General features: G+C 63.1%; 14 protein-coding genes. 5 read left to right on the plus strand and 9 right to left on the minus strand.

From position 1 onward, the window contains the following. Window positions 1–36 precede the first annotated feature (36 nt). The 4 genes from boxC to JQ575_RS12315 all read right to left on the minus strand — a co-directional run bounded on the left by boxC (window position 37) and on the right by JQ575_RS12315 (window position 4,866). Window positions 37–1,725 carry a 2,3-epoxybenzoyl-CoA dihydrolase gene (boxC, locus tag JQ575_RS12300; protein WP_212033458.1) on the minus strand — a complete coding sequence of 563 codons (1,689 nt, stop codon included), beginning with the start codon at window positions 1,723–1,725 and terminating at the stop codon, window positions 37–39. 98 nt (window positions 1,726–1,823) lie between these two features. Next, on the minus strand, window positions 1,824–2,342 hold the full coding sequence (locus JQ575_RS12305) for a DUF309 domain-containing protein (protein WP_212033459.1): 519 nt from the start codon (window positions 2,340–2,342) through the stop codon (window positions 1,824–1,826). Between the two features lie 51 nt (window positions 2,343–2,393). Then, window positions 2,394–3,206: an alpha/beta fold hydrolase gene (locus tag JQ575_RS12310; RefSeq protein ID WP_212033460.1), complete on the minus strand. Its 813-nt coding sequence runs from the start codon at window positions 3,204–3,206 to the stop codon at window positions 2,394–2,396. 112 nt (window positions 3,207–3,318) lie between these two features. Continuing rightward, the gene (locus tag JQ575_RS12315; protein WP_249166611.1) at window positions 3,319–4,866 is read right to left on the minus strand and encodes a benzoate-CoA ligase family protein; all 1,548 of its coding nucleotides are present in this window, start codon (window positions 4,864–4,866) and stop codon (window positions 3,319–3,321) included. 137 nt (window positions 4,867–5,003) lie between these two features. On the opposite strand from JQ575_RS12315, the gene JQ575_RS12320 reads away from it, so the two are divergent. The 3 genes from JQ575_RS12320 to JQ575_RS12330 all read left to right on the plus strand — a co-directional run bounded on the left by JQ575_RS12320 (window position 5,004) and on the right by JQ575_RS12330 (window position 6,654). Next, window positions 5,004–5,900 (plus strand): helix-turn-helix transcriptional regulator, encoded by an 897-nt coding sequence (locus JQ575_RS12320; protein ID WP_212033461.1) that lies wholly within the window; start codon window positions 5,004–5,006, stop codon window positions 5,898–5,900. Between the two features lie 139 nt (window positions 5,901–6,039). Continuing rightward, window positions 6,040–6,399 carry a PilZ domain-containing protein gene (locus tag JQ575_RS12325; RefSeq protein WP_212033462.1) on the plus strand — a complete coding sequence of 120 codons (360 nt, stop codon included), beginning with the start codon at window positions 6,040–6,042 and terminating at the stop codon, window positions 6,397–6,399. A 36-nt stretch (window positions 6,400–6,435) separates the two neighbouring features. Continuing rightward, window positions 6,436–6,654 (plus strand): hypothetical protein, encoded by a 219-nt coding sequence (locus JQ575_RS12330; RefSeq protein ID WP_212033463.1) that lies wholly within the window; start codon window positions 6,436–6,438, stop codon window positions 6,652–6,654. A gap of 7 nt (window positions 6,655–6,661) precedes the next feature. On the opposite strand, the gene JQ575_RS12335 is transcribed toward JQ575_RS12330, so the two are convergent. Both JQ575_RS12335 and JQ575_RS12340 read right to left on the minus strand, forming a co-directional pair. Then, window positions 6,662–7,024 (minus strand): hypothetical protein, encoded by a 363-nt coding sequence (locus JQ575_RS12335; protein ID WP_212033464.1) that lies wholly within the window; start codon window positions 7,022–7,024, stop codon window positions 6,662–6,664. A gap of 220 nt (window positions 7,025–7,244) precedes the next feature. Then, the gene (locus JQ575_RS12340; RefSeq protein ID WP_212033465.1) at window positions 7,245–8,030 is read right to left on the minus strand and encodes an IclR family transcriptional regulator C-terminal domain-containing protein; all 786 of its coding nucleotides are present in this window, start codon (window positions 8,028–8,030) and stop codon (window positions 7,245–7,247) included. 117 nt (window positions 8,031–8,147) lie between these two features. Here JQ575_RS12340 and JQ575_RS12345 point away from each other — a divergent pair, with 117 nt between their 5' ends. Both JQ575_RS12345 and JQ575_RS12350 read left to right on the plus strand, forming a co-directional pair. Then, complete coding sequence (locus tag JQ575_RS12345) at window positions 8,148–9,506, plus strand: aromatic ring-hydroxylating dioxygenase subunit alpha (RefSeq protein WP_212033466.1); 1,359 nt, start codon at window positions 8,148–8,150, stop codon at window positions 9,504–9,506. Between the two features lie 193 nt (window positions 9,507–9,699). Further along, window positions 9,700–11,136 carry a glutamine synthetase family protein gene (locus JQ575_RS12350; RefSeq protein WP_212033467.1) on the plus strand — a complete coding sequence of 479 codons (1,437 nt, stop codon included), beginning with the start codon at window positions 9,700–9,702 and terminating at the stop codon, window positions 11,134–11,136. Window positions 11,137–11,300: 164 nt separating this feature from the next. Here JQ575_RS12350 and JQ575_RS12355 read toward each other — a convergent pair whose 3' ends face one another. The 3 genes from JQ575_RS12355 to JQ575_RS12365 all read right to left on the minus strand — a co-directional run bounded on the left by JQ575_RS12355 (window position 11,301) and on the right by JQ575_RS12365 (window position 15,955). Further along, window positions 11,301–12,764 carry a GH1 family beta-glucosidase gene (locus JQ575_RS12355; RefSeq protein WP_212033468.1) on the minus strand — a complete coding sequence of 488 codons (1,464 nt, stop codon included), beginning with the start codon at window positions 12,762–12,764 and terminating at the stop codon, window positions 11,301–11,303. Between the two features lie 38 nt (window positions 12,765–12,802). Beyond that, window positions 12,803–14,614: a glycosyl hydrolase family 17 protein gene (locus JQ575_RS12360; protein ID WP_212033469.1), complete on the minus strand. Its 1,812-nt coding sequence runs from the start codon at window positions 14,612–14,614 to the stop codon at window positions 12,803–12,805. A gap of 501 nt (window positions 14,615–15,115) precedes the next feature. Next, window positions 15,116–15,955 (minus strand): alpha/beta fold hydrolase, encoded by an 840-nt coding sequence (locus JQ575_RS12365; RefSeq protein ID WP_249166612.1) that lies wholly within the window; start codon window positions 15,953–15,955, stop codon window positions 15,116–15,118. Window positions 15,956–15,995 lie beyond the last annotated feature (40 nt).

Genomic DNA, 15,995 nt, shown 5'->3' on the forward strand with positions numbered 1-15,995 from the left:
CTTGCGCTCGCACCTCAGGATGACGGCGGCTTTTCGTTACACCCGCGTCATATCGAATTGCGCCTTCTGGCCGGTGCCGTAGCGGCGCAGGGCGCCGTCCTCGCCGACGGCGTTGGGGCGCTGGAAGATCCAGTTCTGCCACGCGGTGAGGCGCGAGAAGATCTTCGATTCCATGGTCTCGGGCCCGACGAAGCGTAAGTTCGCTTCCATGCCGGTGAGGCCGTCGGGCGAGAAGGAAGTGCGCTCCTCCAGGAACACCCGCACCTCGTCATCCCAGTCGATATCGTCGAGCGCGAAGGTGACGAGGCCGAGCTCTTCGGCCGCCTCGGCGTCGAGCGTGGTGCCGATAGTCGCTTCGGCGCGCTCGAGATCGGACGGATCGGCCTGGAAGCGCGACTGCAGCCGCGTCAGGCCATGGCTCATCGGATACGGCCCGAAATTCATCGCGGTCAGTTCGATGGTCGGCGGGGCGCGGTTGTCGCCCTGCTTCTGGCCGATCAGCATGTAGGAGCGGTCGGCGGCGAACACGAGTTCGGCCAGCGTGCCGACGAAGCAGGAGCCGGGCTCGACCAGCGTCACCAGCGTGCGCGAGGTGACGTCGATGCGCTTGAGCACGCGCTTCCAGTATTGCCTGATCTCGTTGACCAGCCAGTGCGTCTTGTTGGCGTCGAGGAACGCGTCGCAGGCGACGACGCCTGCGCGGTCGCCATGCGACTTGAACAGCAGCATCGCGGTCTCGAGTTCGTTGATGCGCAAATGCAGGATCGCGTCATCGAGTTCGCGCGCGACCTGCAGCGGCCAGAACGCCGCCCCTTGCGCGAGCAGCCCGTCGATGTCGGCGGGCGGGGCTTCTTCCGGCGCCTTGATCGAGATGGTGGCAATGCGCTGCGCGCGGTCGATATCGACGCTGACAAAGCCGTAGCGGATGCCGGCCTCATTGATGGTGCGCTGAAGCGGCGTCAGCGCGAGACCCTTGCCATTGCCGTTGCGCCTGGAGGCGGCGGCGAATTCCCTGGCGCGGTCAGCGACCTTGGCTTCCAGCTTGCTGTTGGGCACGATCTCGTCGACCAGGCGCCATTGCACGGCGCGCTTGCCCTTGATGCCTTCCTCGATGGTGCAGAAATAATCGGCGTGATCGCGGCGCACCTTGCGCTTGTCGACCACGCGGGTCAGGCCGCCGGTGCCCGGCAACACGGCGAGCAGCGGCACTTCCGGCAGCGACACCGCCGCCGAGCCGTCGTCGGCAAGCATGATGTGATCGGTCGCCAGCGCCAGTTCATAGCCGCCGCCGGCCGCGGTGCCGTTGACGACCGTAATGAAACGCTGGCCGGAATTCTCCGAAGAGTCTTCCAGACCGTTGCGGGTTTCGTTGGTGAATTTGCAGAAATTGACTTTGTGGGCGTGGGTGGCGCCCGCCAGCATGCGGATGTTGGCGCCGGCGCAGAACACGCGGTTCTTGCCCGAGCGCATCAGCACGACTTTTACGTCCGGATGCTCGAAGCGCAGCCTTTGCACGGCGTCGGCAAGCTCGATGTCGACGCCGAGGTCGTAGGAATTGAGTTTTAGCTGATAGCCTTCGAACAGGCCGGCATTCTCATCGACATCCATGGTCAGCGTCGCGACGTCACCATCGACATCGAGCTTCCAATGCCGGTAGCGCGACGGATCAGTCTGGAAATCGATGTATTTTGCACCGCCTGCGAGGACGCGATCTTCGCCAGCCATTGGGCCACCCTGACGCTTTTGTTAGCCTTACCTGACATGCACAATAATGCATGTTTTTGCTCAGGTCTAGTCCAAAACGTCGGAACATGCATTTTGTTTCATGTTCGGCTCGCGGAGCCAAACGCCACCCAATCGGCCTTGGCAAGCTGTGGTCGCCCCAGTTTGACCTTGACGAGTTCGGCCAGGGCCAAAACCGGGAAACCGTCGGCGAAGCCGTCGCCACCGGCGTTGCGCAGGCCGAGCGCCTTGAGTTCGGCGAGCGCCTCGCCGAGCAGCCTTGCTGCGGCGTGCGGCTTTTGCATGCGCAGGCGCAAGTTCGCGGTCGCGATCTGGATGCAGGCGCGCAGCAGGATTCGCTCGCGGCCGCCTTGCGGTGCGGCTGCCCACACCGCCTCAAGGATCTCCTGCGACTCCCAGAAATAGCCGTGGTCGTTAAGCCGCAACGCGTAGCGCAGCGCCGGATGCCGCGCCGGCACATGGCCGCCGAACCGCGACGGCACCAGCGCGGTGACCTGCGCCAGCGTTTCGTAGTCGGCGTCGGCCTCAACAGCCTCGCCCGGTACATAGGCCCATCGCGGCAGCGGAAGATTGCCCGTGGCCAGAGGCGGCGTGGTCATCGGGGCATGACCCGACGACCGACAGTCCCAAACAGTGCACGGAAAAATAGCTTACGCGGCCCGTCCCTGCGAGCCGTCAACACGCAACACCGCGTTTGCGAATTCCTGGACCGCATCCAGCGTCGCCCCCGGCGCCTCCCGATGCGGCTGGTGTCCCGCCCCCGGGATCACGGTCACATCGACGGGACAGTAGCACTCTTCCTGGGCGATCTCGATCTGGCGCATTGTCCCATACTCGTCATCCCGCCCCTGCAGGATCGCCACGGGCACGCGGATATAGGCGAGGTATTCGGAAATATCCCAGTTGCGGAAATCTGGATCGAGCCAGGCGCCGTTCCAGCCATGGAAGGCGTTGTCGACATCCTTGTGCCAGCGCGCCAGCTTTGCCTTCAGGTCCGAGGTCTCATAGGTGGTCTTGATCTTGGCAATCGAGCTCACCGAGATGTCCTCGACGATGAAATGCGGCGCGATCATCACGACGCCTTCGACGCGGTGATCCTGATGCGCACCGGTATAGATCGCCGCGATCGAGGCGCCGTCGGAGTGGCCACACAGCAGCCCGCGGCGAAAGCCGATCGCATCGAGCAGTTTCGGCAGCACGTCGAGCGCTTCGCTGTGCATGTAGTCGACGGCGCGCGGCAGTTTCACCGGTGTGGAAGCGCCATAGCCCGCGCGCGAGTAGGCAAAGACACCGGCGCCGGTGGCGGCCTGAAGCTTGTCCGGAAAATCGCCCCACAGGCCGGCCGAGCCGAGGCCTTCATGCAGCATCACGATGGTCGGCGCGTCCTGAGGTGACGGACCGATCATGCGGTATTCGAGATTGGCGGCGCCGATGGTGAGGAAGCCGGTGGGGGAGAGGGTCATGCGAATACTCTTCTTGTCTTCGTCATGCCCGGGCTTGTCCCGGGCATCCACGTCCTTGTTAGCAGCGAAGTAAGACGTGGATGGCCGGGTCAAGCCCGGCCATGACGGCTAGTTAGTTTGCTCCATCCCGCAATTTGAACCGCTGGATTTTTCCCGTCGCCGTCTTCGGCAAACTGTCGACCACATCGATCCAGCGCGGATATTTCCACGGCCCGATCTTCTGCTTGACGTGCTCCTTCAGCGCATCATGCAGGCCGTCGGTTTTGGTTTCGGCGCGCAGCACCACGAAGGCTTTTGGCTTCAGCAGGCCTTCCGGATCGGCCTCGGGCACCACGGCGGCTTCCAGCACCGCGGGATGGGTGATCAGCGCGCTCTCGACTTCGAACGGCGACACCCAGATGCCGGATACCTTGAACATGTCGTCGCTGCGGCCGCAGAACGTGTAGCGGCCGTCGGCGTCGCGGATGTACTTGTCGCCGGTGCGGGTCCAGTGGCCTTCAAAGGTCTGCCGGCTCTTGCTGCGCTGGTTCCAGTAGCCCTCGCCGGCCGACGGCGCATCGACCAGCAATTCGCCGACCTCGCCATCGGGCACGTCGGCGCCTGCTTCATTGACGAGCCGCACCCGGTAGCCCGGCACGGGGCGGCCGGACGAGCCGTATTTGATGTCGCCGGGCGCGTTGGACAGAAAGATGTGCAAGAGCTCGGTGGAGCCGACGCCGTCGAGAATGTCGACGCCGAACCGCGCCTTCCAGGCATTGCCGACCGATTCCGGCAGCGCCTCGCCCGCCGAGGTGCAGACGCGAAGCCGCTGGCCGGCGCCCGTGTCCTTCAGCGTCTCGTCGTTGAGCATCGCCGCGAACAATGTCGGCACGCCGAAGAAGATGCTGGGGTTGTATTTGTTCATCAGCGCGAACATCGCCGCCGGCGTCGGGCGATCGGAATTCAGCACCGTTGACGCGCCTACCGACATCGGAAAGGTCAGCGCGTTGCCGAGGCCGTAGGCAAAAAACAGCTTTGCCGCCGAGAGGCCGACGTCGTCCTCGCGAATGCCGAGCACCTGCCTGGCGTAGGTTTCCGCGGTGGCGGCGAGATTGGAATGCAGGTGGCGCACGCCCTTGGGCATCCCGGTGGAGCCCGACGAATAGAGCCAGAAGGCGGGCTCGTCGGGATGCGTCGCCGCGGTTGCAAAGGTGTCGCTCTCGCGCGCGAGTTCGTCGGCAAGCTTCTTGTGGCCGTGCGCATCCTTGCCGGACACGATCACGTGTTCGAGGTCAGGCATCCGGCCGACGATGTCTTTGACGACGGGATAGAGCGCTTCGGAAACGAACAGCACCCGGGCGCGGCAATCCGCCAGCACATAGGCGTATTGATCCGACGTCAGCAGCGTGTTGAGCGGCACCGGCACGATGCCGGCGCGGATCGCGCCCAGGAAGACGCTGGGAAAATCCACCGTATCGAGCATGATCATCGCGACGCGCTCTTCGCGGCGGACGCCGAGCCGGCGCAGCATGTTGGCGACGCGGCGGCTTTGCCGCTGCAGATCGCCATAAGTCAGTTCGGAGACCGTATCGGTGAAGGCGAGCTTGGCGCCGCGGCCCTCGTCAACATTGCGATCAAGCAGCCAGGTCACCGCATTGTAGGAACCGGACGTGCCGCTCAAGACGCTTCTCCCAGATTTTAAGAATTATAATTCATACAAAGACCACCGGCTGCGCTTGCTGTCAATCCTCATCGGCATTATGTTTCCGAAACGCGCCGATTTGCGGCCGGGGCGAGCTAAGGGGCTACCCAAGGGAAATGTCCGAAACCAGCGATCCCGAAACCGGCTTTCTTGAGCAGCTCGGCCAGCGCGTGCGCACCATGCGGGCGTTGCGCGGCATGTCGCGAAAGGTGCTCGCGAAAGTTTCCGGCATTTCCGAACGCTATATCGCGCAGCTCGAAAGCGGCAAGGGCAACGTCTCGATCGTGCTGCTGCGCCGGGTGTCGAACGCGATGGGCGCGCATCTGGAAGACCTCATTCCCTCCACCGAACCTGTGCCCGACTGGGCTGTCATTCGCGACCTCGTGCGCAAGGCGACATCCGCGCAGATCGCGCAGGCCAAGGATGTGCTCGCGGGCGGAAGTACGGCGGCGCATCGCAAGATGTCGTTCTCGGGCATCGCGCTGATCGGCCTGCGCGGCGCCGGCAAATCAACGCTCGGCAAGATGCTGGCGAAGAAAATCGGCTGGAGCTTCGTCGAGCTCAACAAGGAGATCGAGGCACAGAACGGATTGTCCGTCGCCGAGATCATCGCGCTCTACGGCCAGGAAGGCTTCCGGCGCATGGAGCAGGCAGCCCTCGGGCAATTGCTGGCGCGCAAGGAGCTGATGGTGCTGGCAACCGGCGGCGGCATCGTCTCCGAACCCCTGACGTTCGACCTGATCCTGTCGTCGTTCTACACGATCTGGCTGAAGGCGAAGCCCGAAGAACACATGGCGCGCGTGCGCGGCCAGGGCGACCTGCGCCCGATGGCGGATGATCGCTCCGCGATGGCCGAACTGCGCACCATTCTGGTCAGCCGCGAACCACTCTACGCCCGCGCGTCAGCCGTGGTGGATACCGCGGGGCTCAACGTCAACGACGCCGCGTCGCGGCTGGTCGATGCGGTGGCGCCGGTGCTGCACGATGAAGCGCGGATGTTCGCGCGGGGGTGACAGGCGCGGTGTCTTCGTGCACCGCTCGCGAAAGAACGGCGCCATTAACCAAGGCCGCGGTTAACCACCGCAACGGTTCCTTGCGGAAACACACCCTTTAATAGTGTTACCAAAGCGTTAAACGCAGGGAATACAGATCATGTCCGAGCGCCGCAAACTGCCGAGAACCCGCGTCTATTACGGCGGAAGGGTCGCGTTCAACGCCCGCTTGTCGACGCTCGCCTGCGTCGTGCGCAACTTCAGCCAGTTCGGGGCCCGGATCGAGTTTGAAAATTCCGCCCTCGTGCCCGACGAGGTGGATTTCGAAATCGAACGCAAGGGAATTTCCTGCCTGGCGCGGCTGGTCTGGCGCGATCGGTTCGCGGCAGGCCTGGTGTTTTCAGGCGCAAGCGAGACGGGAGGCGTCGTTGAGTTGAACTGGGCGCGCAAGCTGCGCGCCAGCGAACGGGCGAACCGGCAACTGCGGTCGCGCCTCGATCAACTGCGATCCGAACAGTGATGCGATCCGCCGAGCCGCCATGCAGGATGAAATCGCATGAGTACCCTTGAAGACGACGCTCCCATCCGCATCGCCGCGAAGATGCCGAGGAGCCGGCCACGCCCGCTTCGCGCGATACTGGCGGTGTTGACGGCGCAGTACACCATCGTCACGATCGTCGTCAGCCTGTCGGTTGCGGGCACGCTTCGCTATCTGGTGACACCGCAGATCGTCGCCAAGTTCGAACTGATCGCCGCCGCGCTCAGGCGGATTTAGCATCCCGTCAGATGTCGGCAATCCGGCAGACTTCCTCGTGAAACACGAGATAGCGCTTCGGCGCGATCAGGTGCGGCGTGTTCTCGCGCCACCATGCGGCGGCCTCCGGACTCGCTTTGGCGAGAATACCGATAGCGGGTGCTGCCGCCACCGCATAGCCGGCGACTCGCTCTGCGCGTCCACGGAGAATGGCTGCCCATTGCGCCGGCCATGAATGCGGTATGGAGAGGACTCCGAAGGCGAGAAGTTTTCGATGCGCCGAATAGCGCACGACCGGCAAATCGAGGCCGACCCATTTCTGGCGTACCCATAGCGGCGCCTCGCCGGGAGGGACGGCAACAATACGGACAGCCCAATTGGGATTGTTCATTCGATCTCTCGCGGCATCTGCATCAGCTTCGTGCAGGCCGGAGGGGATCGCGTTCATGGCAAGAGGCAGAAAAATTCAGCCATGCGGCTGTAGGATGGGTAGAGCCACCGGGTCGCGCGAATGCGCGCCCGATGATAAACTCCGCGAAACCCATCACCTTTGTTGATGTGCGGCCTCAATAGAGGGTGGGTATCGCTTCGCTCCACCCACCCTACGGAAATCACAGCAACATCGATCTGACCGACTCCGCGCCCTCTTTCAGCAGCGGCAGAAACCGATCGATCATTTCAGCGGTCGAGACGCGGTCGACATGTGCGCCCATGTTGATGGCGCCGACGATCACGCCGTCGTAACGGCGCACCGGGACCGAAATCGAACGGAAATGCGGCTCGGCCTCGCGATCGACCAGCGAATAGCCCCGTTCGCGATCGCCGCGCACGCAAGCGAGCAATCGTTTTGAATCGGTCACCGTGTGCGGCGTCATCGGCTCGCGCTGCATAGCGGCGAGCCGTGCCGTGAGGTCGCCATCGTCGAACTGGCCGAGCATGACGCGGCCGACCGAGGTGCAGAACGCTGGCAGGCGGTAGCCGATGTCGAGGCCGGCGGAGAACACCCGCGTCGGACTGCCGCGCGCGATGAAAACGACCTCGTCGCCATCGAGCACCGCGAGCGAGCTTATTTCCTGCGCCGCCAGCGCGATCCGATCGAGCACCGGTTGCAGCACCGTCACCACCTGACTCGATTGCAGATAGGAGGCGGCGAGCGTCAGCACGCGCGGCGTCAGCGTGAAGAGCTTGCCGTCCGAAGTGACGAAGCCGCCATGCTCGAGCGTGAACAGGATGCGGCGGGCGGTGGCGCGCGGCAGATCGGCGGCGCGCGCCAGATCGCTCAACGTCGCCGGACCCCCGATCGTGCCGAACACCTGGAGCAGGCGGATGCCGCGGTCGAGACTCTCGACAAAATCAGTGGCGCGCTCTTCGCCTTCGGCGCGTTTCAGCTTTGGCATTGGCCGTTCCGATTGGAAGCGTTCAAAATTGTGCTTGCCGTCCTCTCCAGTCATGGCATAATTCGCCCATTCGTTCAATAGGCGAACAAACTGCCTCCGACGAAAGGGCTGAACGCCATGATGAGCCAGGATGCGAACGACCTGATCACCCGCACCGGGCCAAAAGACCCCTGCGGGAAATTGATGCGGATGTACTGGCAGCCGGCCGCACTGGTCGACGAACTGCAGGGCCCGCGGCCGGTCAAAGCCGTCAAGCTGCTCGGCGAGAACCTCGTGCTGTTTCGCGACGAGAACGGCAGCTTTGGCCTGATCGACCGCCATTGCGCGCATCGCGGCGCCGATCTGGCCTTCGGCCGGCTCGAACACGGCGGCCTTCGCTGCGCGTTCCATGGCTGGCTGTTCGACACATCGGGCCAGTGCATCGAGACACCGGCGGAGCCGAAGGGCTCGAACCTGTGCAAGGGCATCAAACAGCGCTCCTATCCCGTGGTCGAGAAGAGCGGCATGCTCTGGGCTTACCTCGGCGAAGGCGAGCCGCCGGCATTTCCGGAGATCGACTGCTTCATCGCGCCCGACAGCCATACGTTTGCGTTCAAGGGCCACATCAATTGCAACTGGCTGCAGGCGCTCGAAGTCGGCATCGATCCGGCGCACGCCTCCTTCCTGCATCGCTTCTTCGAGGACGAGGATACGTCCGCCAGCTACGGAAAGCAGTTCCGCGGCGCGTCCGCCGGCTCAGACATGCCGATGACGAAAATCCTGCGCGAATACGACAACCCGATCATCAATGTCGAGCACACCGAATATGGGCTGCGGCTGATCGCGCTGCGCGAGATCGACGAGGAGCGCACCCATGTGCGCGTCACCAATCAATTATTTCCGCACGGTTTCGTGATTCCGATGAGCACGGAGATGACGATCACGCAGTGGCACGTACCGGTCGATGACGAGAATTGCTACTGGTACGCGATCTTCACCTCCTACACGGCGCCGGTCGACAAGAAGAAGATGCGTGACCAGCGCCTCGAACTCTATGAGCTGCCCGACTACAAATCGCGCAAGAACAAGTCGAACGATTACGGGTTCGATCCGCACGAACAGGCGACCGAGACCTATACCGGCATGGGCGCCGACATCAACGTGCACGACCAGTGGGCAGTGGAATCGATGGGTGCGATCCAGGACCGCACCAACGAACATCTCGGCACCTCAGACAAGGCGATCGTGCAGTATCGCCGCCTGCTGCGGCAGGAGATCGAAAAAGTTTCCGGCGGCGAAAAGCCGTTCATGTTCCTCGACTCTTCCCGCGCGCGCAGCATCCAGGGTCCCGCCACCATGGACGGCATCGGGCCGACGAGAGGCTGGGAAATCTACTGGATGGAAGTCGACGTCAAACGCCGCCGCGGCGCGCCATGGGCCGCGCCGGTGCCGGGCGAGATATCCGACAAGATCCGGCATCTGACGGCGGCTGAGTGATGGATTTGCCGGAATTGAGCAGACGCCGAGGTTTCGGTTCACCTCTCCCCGCTTGCGGGGAGAGGTCGGATCGCCCTTGCGATCCGGGTGAGGGGGTAAAGGTCTCACCATTACCGCTCGTGAGGATAGAGGCCCCTCACCCCAACCCTCTCCCCGCAAGTGCGGGGCGAGGGAGAAGAAAGGGAGTGACGCGTTGAGCTTCGTGGAGCGTCACGGCCTGTGGTCGGCGGAGCAGAAGGAGGCGGCTAGCCGCCTGCGCCGTATCGTCGAAGAGCAAAAACTCGAAGTGATCCGGCTGTCATTCCCGGACCAGCACGGCATCCTGCGCGGCAAGACGCTGGTCGCGAGCGAGGCGCTGGCCTCGCTGGAGAGCGGCTGCTCCATCACCACCACGATGCTCGCCAAGGACACCTCGCACCGCACGGTATTTCCGGTGTTCACATCCGGGGGCGGTTTTGGCATGCGCGAGATGGAAGGCGCCGCCGACGTCTTGATGGTCGCGGATCCCACCACGTTCCGCGTGCTGCCATGGGCGCCGACGACCGGCTGGCTGCTGTGCGACCTCCATTTCAGCGATGGCCGCCCGGTGCCGTTCGCCACAAGGCATCTCTATCGCGGCGTGCTCGATCAACTCGGCCAGCGCGGCTACGATTTTGTCGCAGGCCTCGAAGTCGAGTTTCACATCTTCAAGCTCGAAGACGCAAAGATGGCCCCGGAGGATGCCGGGCAACCCGGTCAGCCGCCGTCGGTGAGCCTGCTGTCGCACGGCTATCAATACCTGACCGAGCAGCGCTACGACCAGATGGAGCCGGTGCTGGAAATCATCCGGCGCGACGTGCTGGCGCTCGGCCTGCCGCTGCGGTCGGTCGAGGTCGAGTTCGGCCCGAGCCAATGCGAGTTTACGTTCGCGCCGACCAGGGGGCTGACGCCCGCCGACAACATGGTGCTGTTCCGCAGCGCCGTGAAGCAGGTCGCCCGGCGCCACGGCTACCACGCCACCTTCATGTGCCGGCCCAAACTGCCGAACGTATTCGCGTCCGGCTGGCACCTGCACCAATCCATCGTGTCGCGCACCAGCGGCGCGAACGCCTTCATGACCACCGAAGGCGACGAGGTGCTGAGCCCGTTTGCGCGCAACTATCTCGCCGGATTGCTGGTCCACGCCCGCGCCTCCGCCGTGTTCACAACGCCGACCATCAACGGCTACAAGCGCTATCGCACCTATTCGCTGGCGCCGGACCGCGCGATCTGGGGCCGCGATAACAGAGGCGTCATGATCCGTGTGCTCGGCGGCCCCAATGATGCCGCAACGCGCCTCGAAAACCGCATCGGCGAGCCCGCCGCCAATCCCTATCTCTACATGGCCTCGCAGATTCTCTCGGGCCTCGACGGCGTCGACCGCAAGCTCGACCCCGGACCCTCCGCCGACACGCCATATGAGACCAAGGCGGCGCTGTTGCCGAAAACGCTGCGTGAAGCTGTGACCGCACTCGACGACGATCCGTTTTTTCGCGGGGCGTTCGGAAAAGAGTTCGTCGACTATTACGTCCACATCAAGAACGCCGAGATCGAGCGATTTCAGGCGGAGGTCTCGGAGTGGGAGCATCGCGAATATTTCGAGATGTTTTGAGCGGCGCGTACTCGCCTCTCACGTCGTCCCGGCGAACGCCGGGACCCATACTCCGCGGCGGTCATTGTTGTAGACGCTAACTGACGACGTCGCTTCACGGATGGGCCGCGGCGTATGGGCCCCGGCTCAAGGCCGGGGCGACGGAGAGAGGGCCATCAGCCACCTCACACCACCGCGTTCTGCTTGATAACTTCCCGATAGAATGACGCGCTCAATTTCGGCGTGCGGCGCTGGGTGTTGAAGTCGACATGGTAGATGCCGAAGCGTTTCTGGTAGCCGTCCATCCATTCGAAATTGTCGATCAGGCTCCACAGGAAATACCCGGCCACCGGGATACCCTCCGACGTCGCGCGCTGCAGATGGAACAGATAGTTGCGCAGATACATGACGCGGTCGACGTCATAGATGTTGCCGTCCGCGGCCGGCTGATCGGTCGACGACGTCCCGTTCTCGGTGATGTAGATCGACTTCACGCCCCAAATCTTCGCCGCGTGACGCGGCGCCCAATACAGCGCCTCCGGCCCGATCCTCAGCCAGGACGCATCCATATGCGGGAACGATGCCGGAAACGGCGCCAGCGTGTAGCCGCGCGAATTGTCCGCGGCCAGCACGTAATGGTCTGGCGTGTAGACATTCAACCCGACGAAATCGATCGGCGATGAAATGATGCTGAGATCGTCGGCGGTATGTTTCGGGGCGTCGGCCTGCGCCAGATAGGCGTCGGTGAATTTTCCCTCGAGGATTGCGGTCAGATAGCCGGCATTGAGCTCGCGCACCGCGATCTCGGCGGCGCGGATATTCGCCGGCGTCTCGATCGCGGGGATGCAGTTGACCATGTTCTCGGCGAGGCCGATTTTGGTTCCGGCGCTGGCGTGTGCCCGGATCGCCTGCACGGCAAGGCCGTGCCCAAGGGCAACGTGGTGACGAACCTGGTTCTGTTCGCCTTGCGACAGTGTCAGGCCCGGCGCGTCGAGGCCAAGGCCATGGCCGAGTTGAACCAGCCTCGAACATTCGTTGATCGTGAAGATATGCTTGACGCGGTCGCTCAGGCGCTCGGCGACATAGCCCGAGTAATCTGCAAAGGCTTTCGAAGTGTCGCGCGACATCCAGCCGCCGAAGCGGTCCTGCAGCGCCTGCGGCAAGTCCCAATGATACAGCGTGGCAAACGGTTCGATGCCGTTGGCCAGCAGCTCGTCGAGCAACCGGTTGTAGAAGTCGAGGCCCTTCGGATTGGGCGCGCCCGTTCCTTCCGGGAAAACACGTGGCCATGCGATCGAGAAGCGATAGGTCTTCGTCCCCAGCGCCTTCATCAATTGGACGTCGTCCTTGTAGCGATGAAAGTGGTCGTCGGCGACGTCGCCGGTGCTGTGATCGGCAATTTTTCCGGGCGTGTGCGCGAAACGATCCCAGATCGACGGCCCTCGACCGTCCTCGTTGACGGCGCCTTCGATCTGATAGGACGAGGTCGCGGTGCCCCATCTAAAATCAACCGGAAAGGCCGCGATGGATTTCTGGCCGCTGGAACTGCTTTGTGCATCGGCTGACTTGACCGATCCCGTCGACAGGTCGAGCGCCGCCCATCCTGCAAGCTTGCCCAAACGGCGCCGGGAAAATTGGTTCGACCACATGCGTTCGTTCCCGGACCAGAGCCCACTTCAGCAGACAGCTATTTGTCGCATTCGACCTTTGACGTCGCCGCAACGAAGCCGCCGGCGGTAGCCGCCGGCGGTTTTGGCGGCGGCAGGGAAGCGACGGCGATCGGTTGTACGGCGAGTTGTTGCTTGCGGAGCGTCTTCCGGAAGACGAACGGCATGTTCGGGAGCACGCTCCAAACGGCAACGAAACGCGGCGGCCACAGCGCGGCGCCAAACAGGAGAAATGCCGCCGCGGTCCACAGCGATTGCCAGTTGTGAACACCCTCATTGAGAAAGAGGAAAAGCGCAGCCGCCACGAGCAGGCCGGCGAACACAGCCTCGGCGGTGACGCCGTCGTCCGACTTTCGACAGCAGAGCAGCGCCACCGTCCAGACCGGCACAGCCGCCATGGTCACGCTGGCAAACGGGAAATCCCGCGAACGCGGATCGAACACCAGGCCGAGCGCGACCTCTACGGTGATCAGCGTGGTGACCATCAGCACAACGCCCAGGACCAGCGCAGGCCATGATGAGGGCCAGCCCTCGCGCGGGCCGAGTAATTCCCGGAACGACGGCAACGCCCGCCCGGCCATCAACGCGTTGGCGCACAGCAGCGGCAGCGCGACGGCCGCGGTCAGAAGCCATCCCTGGTTCAGCAGACCGGCGACGCCATAGTTTTCATAAAAGGCCTTTTCGGCGCCGAGCCCCAGCAGGATTCCGCCCGTCGTCGCGCATGTCGACACGGCCAGCCACGGCGCCGATCCTGTCGCCACCTGCCGACGCCAAAGCGTCAACAATGCAACGGCAAAAACACAAATGCCGAAAGCAAGGCCGGCTCCCAGTTGCAGCTTCCAGAACGGATAATTACTGACGGCCGCTCCGTGCGCATGCTTGATCTGACGGCTATCGCCGTCGAGAAGGCCCCAATGGGCGCCGACCGTGCCTTCCCACTGGCGCTTCCATGATTCGTCGTAGGCCTCAAACACATTGACGCGGATTTTTTCCCGCTCCGCCCGGTCGAGCAGTTCGGAAACGAAGCGGGCCTGATTGATGCGTGACGGCAGCGAGACCTCCCGCATGCGTCCCTTGCTCGGCCAGCCCGCCTCCCCGATCAGGATTTCCTTGCCGGGAAACGCCTGCGCGACCTTGTGGTAGATATCGATAACATGTGCCGCCGCGTTTTCGGCTCGGATCGGCTCATCTTCCCAGAACGGCAACATGTGGACAGTGACGAAATCGACGTCGGCGGCCATCTCGCGGTAGCGCAGCCAGTAATCCCAGGAATCGGCGTAGGTTATCGGCGTCGTGATACGCGACCTGACCGAGCGGATTATCTCGCGCAAATCGTTCACCGTCATTTCGCCGCGCAGCAGCACTTCGCTGCCGACGATGACGGAGGTCACGGTCCCCTGATAATCCTTGGCCAGCGATACCGCGGTGTCGATCAAGGCTGCGTTCTTCACGCGGTCGCGTCCGAGCCAGATGCCGAGAATGACTTTGATCCCGACCTTCGCCGCCAGCTGAGGCACCTTGTCGAGCCCGTTCTCGACCGAGTAGGTGCGGATGCAGTTCGATATCCCGGCCAACTGGCCGAGATCTTCCGCAATCTGCTCCGGGCTGATGATGATGTCGGAATTCCACGGCGTCTGCCCGTTCCGGAACGGCGCGTAAGACACGCAGTCGAGCTTCTTGGCGGGATCAATCAGCGCATGATCCAGCAGCACCGGGCTCGCCAGCCAGTACCAGACCGCAACAATGATGCTCATCGAAACAAGGAAAAGCGCCAGCGGCACGCTCTTGCGGGAAGCGCCGGATCGGAACTCGACTGACGGATCGGTTGGCATCAAGCAATGCCTCGCGCGTCCCCTTGAACGTCGACCGCGGCGTCAATGATTGCGAAATGCCGCTCCGGTCGCTGCGGGAAGGAATTGAACACACTGTTCGACATACTTTAGCCTGATGGCGGCCCGCCGGGGCTCGTTTTATGGTTCAGCGCACAAGGCCTGAACAGTTCGGGTTGGAGGGATGAGTATACCAGCGTTCTTCATCTTCCAACAATCCCGCCAGGCGATGGCTGGACTGCGTGCCGTCGTGATCGCCGCGGCTTTTGCCCTCGGCGGCTGACCGCACGAATCCCCGGCGTCGTCGGCAGCGTCAACGTTCTCACGTGCGGCCTCTGATCGTATTGGCGATTACATTCGCAACGAAATCGCGACAAACAAGATTCCCAGCTCGATCTTGCTGATCCCGCAGGACGGCAAGCCGGTCTATCTCGAGTCGTTCAGCGTGCGGGATCCCGAGACCGGGCAGCCGATGACGGCATATCTATTCGATGTTGATCGGACTCACGCCGTCGCCGCAAGATCCTTGCCCGCGACCGCCAATACCTCGGCGGCGTGAGAAATCGCGATGAAATGCCCGCCATCGGCGACTTCGTGCCACATCGCCCCAGGCATGCGCTCACCCAACGGCTTGTTCACTGCGTAGGGCACAAACGTATCCGCGGTGCCCTGCCACAGATGGACCGGCCGATGGATGGCCGCTACGTCGAACGGCCATTGCTGGTAGAGCATCCGCGCGTCGGCCACGAGGCCTTCAGCGCCCTGCCGGAAGCACTCGCGTCCGGACTCCGCCATGATGTTCAACACACGCGCATCGGCAAGTACGTCGAGATCGGCGGGACAGCTCGCCTTCAGTAACCCTTTCTTGTACTGCTCCGGAAACCGGGTCGCGGCGATATCGATCAACTCGTACATGAGCTGGAAGCCGGGCCGAAAATGCAATGCAAGGAAACCGCCCATCGCGTCGGCCTGGGACAGATACTTGGCCGCCCAATTGGTCCCGAACGCGCCATAGGATCCGGGTGCGATGCTGCTGACATGAACCAGCCTTGCGGGATCGATATACGCTGCCGCCGCGAGCGCCCACGGGCCGCCTTCGGACCAACCGGTGACCGCGAAGCGATCAGCCTCAAGCGCGCTGGCAATTGCTTCCAGGTCGGCTGCCCAACCGGCAAAGGTGCGGTTTTGTTGAGGATCCGATTTGCCCTGGCCTGGACGGTCCACGCATACGAATCTCAAACCAAGATTGAGCGCATGAGTGGCGAAGACCTGTGCTTCGAGCCGACTGGAAGGCCCGCCATGATTGTGAATGACGAGCGGACCGTTGGGATCGCCGACCTGCAAGTAACAAAGTGACCGACCGCCGATCTGCACCGTGCCTTCG

This window comes from Bradyrhizobium sp. JYMT SZCCT0428 (assembly GCF_018131075.1).
Lineage (GTDB): Bacteria > Pseudomonadota > Alphaproteobacteria > Rhizobiales > Xanthobacteraceae > Bradyrhizobium.

Bases quoted from the DNA above. Each gene is read 5' to 3' on its own strand.
- JQ575_RS12360 (WP_212033469.1), bottom strand. From the start codon at position 14,614: ATGCCAACCGATCCGTCAGTCGAGTTCCGATCCGGCGCTTCCCGCAAG.
- boxC (WP_212033458.1), bottom strand. From the start codon at position 1,725: ATGGCTGGCGAAGATCGCGTCCTCGCAGGCGGTGCAAAATACATCGAT.
- JQ575_RS12320 (WP_212033461.1), top strand. From the start codon at position 5,004: ATGTCCGAAACCAGCGATCCCGAAACCGGCTTTCTTGAGCAGCTCGGC.
- JQ575_RS12330 (WP_212033463.1), top strand. From the start codon at position 6,436: ATGAGTACCCTTGAAGACGACGCTCCCATCCGCATCGCCGCGAAGATG.
- JQ575_RS12325 (WP_212033462.1), top strand. From the start codon at position 6,040: ATGTCCGAGCGCCGCAAACTGCCGAGAACCCGCGTCTATTACGGCGGA.
- JQ575_RS12335 (WP_212033464.1), bottom strand. From the start codon at position 7,024: ATGAACAATCCCAATTGGGCTGTCCGTATTGTTGCCGTCCCTCCCGGC.
- JQ575_RS12310 (WP_212033460.1), bottom strand. From the start codon at position 3,206: ATGACCCTCTCCCCCACCGGCTTCCTCACCATCGGCGCCGCCAATCTC.
- JQ575_RS12345 (WP_212033466.1), top strand. From the start codon at position 8,148: ATGATGAGCCAGGATGCGAACGACCTGATCACCCGCACCGGGCCAAAA.
- JQ575_RS12340 (WP_212033465.1), bottom strand. From the start codon at position 8,030: ATGCCAAAGCTGAAACGCGCCGAAGGCGAAGAGCGCGCCACTGATTTT.
- JQ575_RS12305 (WP_212033459.1), bottom strand. From the start codon at position 2,342: ATGACCACGCCGCCTCTGGCCACGGGCAATCTTCCGCTGCCGCGATGG.
- JQ575_RS12355 (WP_212033468.1), bottom strand. From the start codon at position 12,764: ATGTGGTCGAACCAATTTTCCCGGCGCCGTTTGGGCAAGCTTGCAGGA.